We start from the raw sequence: 8,950 nt of genomic DNA on the forward strand, positions 1-8,950 counted from the left end.
CCGGAGCCAACGACTATCTGGTCAAACCCTTCTGCAAGGAAGAGCTGTTTGCCCGGGTCAAGGCACTGCTGGAAGCCAAGGCCGGACGCGCCTCGCTGGTAGAGAACCGGCTATTGAAGCAGGAGATCGAACATCGCCTCACCCTGCAGGAGCGGCTGCATCAGGATCAGCAGCGGCTGCTGGCCCTGCTCGGCGAAGGGGCCGACCCCATGATCTTTATCGACGAGCAGGGCACAGTGCTGTTTGCCTCCAGGGTGTTGGCAGGCCTGCTGGGGCAGGAGCCGGAAGCCATGGAGGGGCAGCCCCTCAATGAGTGGCTCGCCACCCCGCTGCAACAGCAGTGGCCCGACCTTGCCAGCGAGCGGGAACACAATCTGGAATTTCTGGTGGCCGGGCAAAAAGATGTGCTCAACGCCCGCGCCCTGCCTATCACGCTCGGAGGACAGGCTGCTTTCGCCCTCACCCTGAGTACCGAGCTGCGTCAGGATGAGAACCGGGTAATGGCGCTGGAGAACGCCCTCAAGAACCTCTCGCGGCAAGCCATCATCGAAGATGAACAGCTGCTGGGCGAGCTGAGCCGCCTGGGTGGCGAGTTCCGTTCGCTGGCCGACGACCTTATTCGCCAGCAGGATGACGAGCCGCTGCGCCGTGCGCTGGTAGAGACCATGCAGCTCACCCTGGATGCCTGGCAGCAGGGGACCGGCAAGGGCAAAATCGGGCTGGCAGAGAAGAGCAAGCTGTGGCGGGTCTATATGGACAGATCCAGCCCGCAGACCCGCACCCTCGACAAATACCTGAGTCTGGACACCCTGCCCAAGTCGCCACGCTGGAAGACGGTCGTGGCCACCACCGAGTATGTGCTGGGCCACTGCCCGCTCAATGACCACCAGCGCCAGCAGTTGCAGCACAGCGCCCAGACCTTGCGTCAACTCGCCAACCGCAAGCCGTGACACGGCGCCCTAAACGGGCGCCGGATCACAATTGGCAATCTGGTTTCTTTTTGCGCAAAACAAAGCCCCGCACAACTCCGAAAACGAGAGCAGATCCAATTCACAAATTTGTCATATACGCCATTTCCACAGCCACTTTCTACGCGAGAGCAAATAACGCAAACCAATGATTCTAAACAGATAAAAAAGCATTTTGACGAAGTTGACGTAACACCGTCAATTTTTACGAAAACAACGAAATCAATAGTTGTTGTTTTCCTGTTAATTCTGGTTTGCTTAGGGCGTTGGAAAACAGAACGACAAAGGTTAGACACCTGACCAACACAGAGGGCCGATTTCATCAGCATGCGAAACCGGTGCTCACACAAAACAAGGCGAACCCTCGGGAATGCCAAAAAATAAGAAAGGAAAACATATGCTTGCCAAAGTATCCAAAATCTCTACCGCTGTAATGCTGGGAACCATGATGCTTGCCGGTGCCGCCGGTAACGCCATGGCCGCAGACAATAAAACCGTGCTGACCATGGTCGCACAGCAGGAAACCGCCTGGGTCAAGAACTTCAACCCCTTCCTGCAAGCGGGCTTGCTGCACACCACCCGTCACTTCATCTATGAACCGCTGGTGATCTTCAACGATATGCAAGGGGGCAAACCCGTCTATCGTCTGGCCACCAACTATGCGTTCAGCGATGACCTGAAATCCGTCACCTTCGATCTGCGTGACGGCGTGAAGTGGTCTGACGGCGAAGCCTTTGATGCCGATGACATCATCTTCTCCTTCAATCTGGTCAAGGCCAACAAGGCGCTGGATGAGCGCTCTATCTGGACCCAGATCAAGAGCGTCGAGAAGCTGGCCCCAAACAAGGTCAAATTCGACCTGACCGAGGTCAACACCAACGTGGTGAACGATCTGGTGCTGGTACCTATCGTGCCGGAGCATCAGTGGAAATCGGTGAAAGATCCGGTTGCCTTCACCAACGACAAGCCGGTTGGTACTGGCCCCTTCACCGAAGTGGACAACTTCTCTGCCCAGCTCTACACCCAGTGCCGCAACCCGCACTACTGGGATAACGCCAACCTCGCTATCGACTGTATCCGCATGCCGCAGATGGCCACCAACGACCAGGTGCTGGCTGCTGTCATGAAAGGTGACATCGACTGGTTCGGCTCCTTCGTGCCGGATATCGAGCGCCTCTACGTCGGCAACGATCCGAAGAACAACAAATACTGGTTCCCGGCCTCCGGTACCGTGGCGTTCAACGTCAACTTCCAGACCAAGAACCCGGGCAATAACGAAGCCTTCAACGACATCAACTTCCGCCGCGCCTTCTCCATGGCGATGGACCGCCAGTCCATGGTGGATATCGCGGGCTACGGCTACCCCACCGTCAACGAGTACCCGTCAGGTCTGGGCAAAGCCTTTGACTCCTGGAACAACCCGGAAGTGGACAAGAAGTACGGCAAGTACAACAAGTTCGATCTGGAAGGGGCCAAGGCCCTGCTGAAAGAGGCAGGCTACAAGGATTGTGACGGCGACAAGTTCCTCGACACCCCGAGCTGCAAAAAGATCGAGTTCAAGGTACTGGTACCGAACGGCTGGACCGACTGGGTCAACACAGTACAGATCGGTGTAGAAGGGCTGCAGGCGCTGGGCCTGAACGCCAAGACCGCCACCCCGGAAGCGACCGTCTGGACCGAGAACCTGATCACCGGTGACTTCGATGTCGCCCTGCAGGGTTACTTTGCCGGTGCCAACCCGCACAAGTACTTCGAGACTGCGTTCCACTCCCGCAACATGGGCGACCGTGGCAACCGCTTCGCCGCGCCCCGTTACAAGGATCCCGAGCTCGACAAGCTGATCGATGACTTCACCCAGACCGCCGATGCGGCCAAGCAGAAGGAGATCATGTTCGCCATCCAGGATCGTGTTGGTGCCAACCAGACCATCATTCCGGTCTTCAACAACCCGACCTGGTATGAGTACAGCACCAAGCGCTTCAACGGCTGGTTCAGTGCTGATAACCCGGTAGCCAAACCTCAGCTCCACCCGGACACCCCTGAGCGTCTGCTGCACGTGTTGTCCCTCAAGCCAAACAGCTAAACAATCCCGGCCCCCTGCGGGGGGCCATCTTCCCCGTTAATCCCCTTCTTGCCCGGCACCGCCGGGGTTGGGGTAGCTATACCTGACGCGGGGCAGACTTGCAGTAAAAGGTACCATCATGGGATTCATACTGAGACGCTTTTCCTTCTATCTGGTTGCCTTTCTGGTAGCCGCCACCATCAACTTCCTGTTACCCCGTGCCATGCCAGGGGATCCTGTCTCCGTGATGTTTGCCCGCGCTGGCGCCATGATGGAACCCGCCGCCCTGGAAGCCCTCAAAGCCACCTTCGGCTTCGTCGACGGCCCCATCGGCACCCAGTTTCTCACCTATGTGAAGAGTGTCTTCACCTGGGATCTCGGCACCTCGGTGCGCTTCTACCCACAGCAGGTCTCTGACGTGCTGGGCCGTGCCATCGGCTGGACCCTGTTTCTGGTCGGCACCTCCACCATCCTGAGCTTCTCCATCGGTTCCATCGTCGGCATCTTCGCCGCCTGGTATCGCGGCGGCCGGATGGACAGCATTCTCTCCCCGCTCACCCTGGTGATGCAGGCCATTCCGCCGGTGGTGGTCTCCCTGCTCGCCCTGTTCCTGTTCGGGGTCAGCCTCGAGTGGCTGCCCATCGGCTACGCCTACAGCCCGGAGATCAAGGCTGACTGGGGCTGGGAGCACATCAAGAGCATCATGACCCACGCCATCATGCCGGTGCTGACTCTGGCCGTGGTGCAGGTGGGGGGCTTTCTTATCACCATGCGCAACAACATGATCAACCTGCTGGGCGAGGATTACATCACCATGGCCAAGGCCAAGGGGCTCTCCAGCAACCGGGTGATCTTCAACTACGGCGCCCGCAACGCCATTCTGCCCAGCGTCACAGCCCTCTCCATGGCGCTCGGCTTCGTTATCGGTGGCTCTCTCATCACCGAGGTGATCTTCAACTACCCCGGCCTGGGCCTGACCCTCTATCAGGGCATTCTGGCCCGCGACTACCCGCTCATTCAGGGACAGCTGCTCATCATGACCATCACCATGCTCAGCTTCAACTTCCTGGCCGACGTGCTCTACGTCTTCCTGGATCCCCGTCTGCGTACAGGAGGCAAGTAAGATGCGTATGCCGACCATTCTAAAAATCCTGCTGGGCAACAAGAAGGCTGCCTGTGGCCTCGCCATCGTGGTTGCCTTCGTATTGATGGCCCTCTTTGCACCCATTCTGGCCAGCAACGAGCCGACCAAACGGGTGGCTCGCCCGCACCAGCCGCCCAGTGCCGAGTTCGTGATGGGGTCCACCCGCATGGGCCACGACATCTGGGCCCAGTTCACCAACGGCGCCCGTATTTCGCTGCTGGTGGGCTTCAGCGCAGGCCTGCTGGTCTGCACCCTGGCCGTCGCCATCGGCATCACTGCCGGTTACTTCGGGGGTCTGGTGGATGAGTGCCTCACCTTCCTGATGAACGTGGTGCTGGTGATCCCCAACCTCCCCTTGCTACTGGTGCTGGCGAGCTTTATCGGGGAGGCGTCACCGGCGGTGATTGCCGTGATAATAGGGTTGACCTCCTGGGCCTATGGCGCGCGGGTCATCCGGGCCCAGACCCTGGCCCTGCGCGAGAAGGAGTTCGTCATCGCCGCCGAAGTGTTGGGCGAGCCGGCCTGGCGCATCATTCTGGTGGAGATCCTGCCCAACCTCATCTCCATCATCGGGGTGAGCTTCATCGGCTCCATCATCTACGCCATCGTCACCGAAGCGACCCTGGAGTTCCTGGGTCTCGGCGACCCGACCGTAGTGAGCTGGGGCATCATGCTCTACAACGCCCAGACCTCCAGCGCCATTCTGGTCGGCGCCTGGTGGGAGATCCTGGCGCCCTGCTTTGCCATCGCCACCCTGGGTGCCGGTCTGGCCCTGCTCAACTTCGCCATCGACGAGATTGCCAACCCGCAGCTGCGCTCCCACAAAGGGTTGAGCCGCTGGAAGAAACTCGCGGCGCCGGTCACAACTCCGATTGCCACAGCACAGGAGAAGACAGCATGAACAAGCATCCCCTGCTGTCAGTACGCAATCTTTGCGTTGACTACATCACCGAAAATGGCGACGTGCGCGCCGTCAACTCGGTGAGCTTCGATATCAGACAGGGCGAGATCTTCGGTCTCGCCGGTGAGTCGGGCTGCGGCAAATCCACCGTCGCCTTCTCGGTGGCCCGGCTGCACAAGCCGCCCGCCTACATCAGCGGTGGCGAGATCCTGTTCAAGGGGGAGAACATCCTCCATTACAACGACGAGCGGCTGCGCTCCTACCGCTGGCAACAGGTGTCGGTGGTGTTCCAGTCCGCCATGAACGCCCTGAACCCTGTACTGCGGATGGAGGAACAGTTCTGCGACGTGCTGCTGGCCCACAACCCCGGCATGACTCGTTACGAGGCGATCAAGCGCGCCCAGGAGCTGCTCACCATCGTCGATATCCACCCGAGCCGGCTCAAGGACTACCCGCACCAGTTTTCCGGCGGCATGCGCCAGCGGCTGGTGATCGCCATCGCCATGGCGCTCAACCCCGAGCTCCTGATCATGGATGAGCCAACCACGGCGCTCGATGTGGTGGTGCAGCGGGAGATCCTGCAGAAGGTCTATGCCCTGAAAGAGAAGTTCAACTTCTCCATTCTATTCATCACCCACGACCTCTCCCTGATGGTGGAGTTCTGCGATCGCATCGGCATCATGTATGCTGGTGAGCTGGTGGAGGTGGCTCCTTCCAAGGCGATCCTGACCGCGCCGCTACACCCCTATACCAGAGGGCTCGGCAACTCCTTCCCGCCCCTGCACGGACCGAAGAAGGTGCTGGAGGGGATCCCGGGCACACCGCTCAACCTGCTGGAGGTACCGGTCGGCTGCCGTTTTCAGGCCCGCTGCGGCAAGGTGCACGATCGTTGCCGTCAGGAGTACACCAGATTGGCCGAGATCCGCCCCGGGCAACAGACCGCCTGCCACCTCTATGAGGAGCAGGGACTGCAACAAGATTCCGTGATCTATCTGGACAAGGCCGCTGGCTGTTAAGGATGTCTGTCATGCAAATCGCCAAAACCGATGCACCCATCATCGAAGTCCAGCACCTCTACAAGGACTTCCCCATCAACTCCAATGCCATCAAGAGTGGCAAGATGCGGGCGCTCTCCGACATCACCTTCAACCTGCATCGGGGCCGCGCCCTGGCGGTGGTCGGGGAGTCGGGCTCCGGCAAGAGCACCATCGCCAAGATCATCGCCAAGATGTACAAGCTCAGTGCCGGGCGCATTCTCTATCGCGGCCACGATCTGGAGGAGTTCAACAAGGGTACCGCCCTGCTGGACTATCGCCAGAGCGTGCAGATGGTGTGGCAAGATCCGTTCGGTTCGCTCAACCCGACCCACACCATCTATCACCACATCGCCCGCCCCCTGCTGCTGCACAGCAAGGTGATCGACAAAAAAGAGCTGCCCGACATGGTCTACGCCCTGCTGGAGAAGGTCGGCCTGACCCCGGCCAAAGCAACGGCGGCCAAGTATCCGCACCAGCTCTCCGGCGGCCAGCGCCAGCGGGTCAACATCGCCCGCAATCTGGCGGTAGAGGCGGAAGTGGTGCTGGCGGACGAGCCGACTTCCATGCTCGACGTCTCCATTCGTATCGGCATCCTCAACCTGATGGAGCAGATGAAGAACGAGCTCGGCGTCTCCATGCTCTACATCACCCACGACATCGCCACCGCCCGCTATGTGGCGGAAGATCTGGCAGTCATGTATGTGGGACACATGGTGGAGTGGGGCGAGGTGGATGAGATCCTGCACCACCCGCAGCACCCCTACACCCAGCTGCTTATCTCGGCGGTGCCCGACCCGGAGAAGAGCATCCATGCCGAACTGGAGGGTGGCCGCAAGGGGGAGATCCCGCTCTGGACGCCGGAGTCCTGCGGTTGCCCGTTTGCCGGGCGCTGCAATCAGGCGATGCCCCGCTGCAAGGAGGCGCTGCCCCCCATCACCAAGCTTGCCGACAACCACTTCGTGCGCTGCTACCTCTACGAGTGAAGGTGAACCCGATACCGGCCGGACAACCCTGTCCGGCCATGCCTCGATACGGGGCGGCCACAGCCCCGTGATGTGCCTCACCGCCCGGCGGTGAACCACAGGAGTAAGAAGTTGATGGAACTCTTGATCAATCAGGTGGGCTACGAGTGCGACGGACACAAGGTCGCCCTATTGCAAACCTCCCCTGCCCCTGATCTTGGCGGCTATGTCAGGCTGCAACGCCTCGACGATGGCCAGATCCTGTTTGAAACCCCGCTGCAACCGGCAGGCAGCGTCCCCGGCTGGCAAGGCCGCGCTTACTGGCGTGCCGACTTCTCCGCCTTCAAGGAGCCCGGCCACTATCGGCTGGAGGCGATCACAGCCCAAGGCATTGTCCGTTCGACCCGTTTTGCCATCGGCCAGGATCTGCTGGCCAGCCGCTGCCTCTCCGATGTCATCCACTACTTCAAGGGGCAGCGTGCCAGCGGCATATTCGATCAGGCCGACCGCAACGCCCGCCTGTTTGGCACCGACCAGCACAAAGATGTGCACGGCGGCTGGTTCGATGCCAGCGGCGACATGAGCAAGTACCTGAGCCACCTCTCCTACGCCAACTACCTCAACCCCCAGCAGACCCCCATGGTAGTGTGGGCTCTGCTCAAGTGCCGCGAACTGCTGGCCCCGCGCCGCGATATCGACGGGGTGAACCTCTGCAAGCGGCTCAATGACGAGGCGCTGCACGGCGCCGATTTCCTCTGCCGGATGCAGGATGAGTCGGGCTTCTTCTACATGACCCTGTTCGACAAGTGGAGCAAGGATCCCGCCCAGCGCGAGCTGTGCGCCTATGCCACCCAGCAGGGGCTCAAGTCTGCCAACTGGCAGGCGGGGTTCCGCCAAGGGGGCGGCATGGCCATCGCCGCGCTGGCCCGCGCCGCCCGCGAGAGCGTTAGCGGCGACTTCGATGCCAGCCGCTACGCCGAGGCAGCCAAACGCGGCTACCTGCATCTGCGTGAGCACAACCTTGCCTACCTTGATGACGGGGTCGAGAACATCATCGACGATTACTGCGCCCTGCTGGCAGCGGTGGAGCTGACCCGCACCTTCGGCAACGAGTGGCTCAATGAAGCGAGAGTCCGTGCCAGCAAGCTCTGTGCCCGCCAGCGGCCTCATCCTGAGCTGGGTCACTACTGGTCGGCCAACGAGGATGGCTCGCGCCCTTACTACCACGCCGCCGAGGCAGGCCTGCCGGTGCTGGCGCTGCTGGAATATCTGGGCGTAGAGCCGGAGCAGGAGCACAAGGCCCAAGCACAAACCGTAGTGGAGCAGGCGCTGGCCGCCGAGCTGGCGCTGTGCGCCCGCGCAGGCAACCCCTTCTCCCTCGCCCGCCAATATGTCAAAGGGGTGGATGAAGCGCCGCGCGTCAGCTTCTTTATGCCCCACCACAACGAATCCGGTTACTGGTGGCAGGGGGAGAACGCCCGCCTCGCGTCTCTGGCGACCATGGCCTTTGCTGGCGCCCGCCACTTCCCCCGCCAGAGCCAGCCGCTCATCACTTACGGTCAGCGCCAGCTCGACTGGATCCTCGGGCAGAACCCCTTCAACGCCTGCATGCTGGCGGGCCACGGCATCAACAACCCCACCTATACCGCAGGGTATCCCAATGCGCAGGGGGGTATCTGCAACGGCATCACCGCCGGGTTTGATGACGAAAACGACGTGGCCTTTATTCCGGAGGAGTATCAGGATCGGCTGGATCAGAACTGGCGCTGGGGCGAGCAGTGGATCCCCCACGCCGCCTGGTTTGCCCTGGCCATCAGCTGGCAGAGTGCGCTGAGTGATCGACATGAGCAGGGAGGTCGCCATGATTGAGTACTGG

Annotated in this window: 7 protein-coding genes; all 7 read left to right on the plus strand. The window is 60.8% G+C overall.

Annotation, left to right across the window (positions count from 1 at the left end; genetic code table 11):
* Positions 1–950, plus strand: a 950-nt coding sequence (locus AACS18_RS22990) for a PAS domain-containing protein (protein ID WP_258228816.1), incomplete at its 5' end; no start/stop codon positions are given.
* A 415-nt stretch (positions 951–1,365) separates the two neighbouring features.
* Entirely contained in the window at positions 1,366–3,051 is a 1,686-nt protein-coding gene (locus AACS18_RS01685) for an ABC transporter substrate-binding protein (RefSeq protein WP_069528672.1), read from the plus strand.
* Between the two features lie 118 nt (positions 3,052–3,169).
* Positions 3,170–4,153 carry an ABC transporter permease gene (locus AACS18_RS01690; RefSeq protein WP_005353818.1) on the plus strand — a complete coding sequence of 328 codons (984 nt, stop codon included), beginning with the start codon at positions 3,170–3,172 and terminating at the stop codon, positions 4,151–4,153.
* Position 4,154: 1 nt separating this feature from the next.
* Positions 4,155–5,075: an ABC transporter permease gene (locus AACS18_RS01695; RefSeq protein ID WP_005334873.1), complete on the plus strand. Its 921-nt coding sequence runs from the start codon at positions 4,155–4,157 to the stop codon at positions 5,073–5,075.
* Complete coding sequence (locus AACS18_RS01700; RefSeq protein WP_005334876.1) at positions 5,072–6,091, plus strand: ABC transporter ATP-binding protein; 1,020 nt, start codon at positions 5,072–5,074, stop codon at positions 6,089–6,091. The genes AACS18_RS01695 and AACS18_RS01700 overlap by 4 nt, the downstream gene beginning before the upstream one ends.
* A gap of 11 nt (positions 6,092–6,102) precedes the next feature.
* Positions 6,103–7,095: an ABC transporter ATP-binding protein gene (locus AACS18_RS01705; protein WP_005353824.1), complete on the plus strand. Its 993-nt coding sequence runs from the start codon at positions 6,103–6,105 to the stop codon at positions 7,093–7,095.
* A 114-nt stretch (positions 7,096–7,209) separates the two neighbouring features.
* The gene (locus tag AACS18_RS01710) at positions 7,210–8,943 is read left to right on the plus strand and encodes a glycoside hydrolase family 9 protein (RefSeq protein WP_108613539.1); all 1,734 of its coding nucleotides are present in this window, start codon (positions 7,210–7,212) and stop codon (positions 8,941–8,943) included.
* The last annotated feature ends 7 nt before the right edge of the window (positions 8,944–8,950 follow it).

The organism is Aeromonas sp. HMWF015 (genome assembly GCF_963878965.1).
Classification (GTDB): Bacteria; Pseudomonadota; Gammaproteobacteria; order Enterobacterales; family Aeromonadaceae; genus Aeromonas; species Aeromonas veronii.

Excerpts from the sequence above, each read along its gene's own strand:
- AACS18_RS01685 (WP_069528672.1), top strand. The coding sequence starts at position 1,366 with ATGCTTGCCAAAGTATCCAAAATCTCTACCGCTGTAATGCTGGGAACC.
- AACS18_RS01690 (WP_005353818.1), top strand. The coding sequence starts at position 3,170 with ATGGGATTCATACTGAGACGCTTTTCCTTCTATCTGGTTGCCTTTCTG.
- AACS18_RS01695 (WP_005334873.1), top strand. The coding sequence starts at position 4,155 with ATGCGTATGCCGACCATTCTAAAAATCCTGCTGGGCAACAAGAAGGCT.
- AACS18_RS01700 (WP_005334876.1), top strand. The coding sequence starts at position 5,072 with ATGAACAAGCATCCCCTGCTGTCAGTACGCAATCTTTGCGTTGACTAC.
- AACS18_RS01705 (WP_005353824.1), top strand. The coding sequence starts at position 6,103 with ATGCAAATCGCCAAAACCGATGCACCCATCATCGAAGTCCAGCACCTC.
- AACS18_RS01710 (WP_108613539.1), top strand. The coding sequence starts at position 7,210 with ATGGAACTCTTGATCAATCAGGTGGGCTACGAGTGCGACGGACACAAG.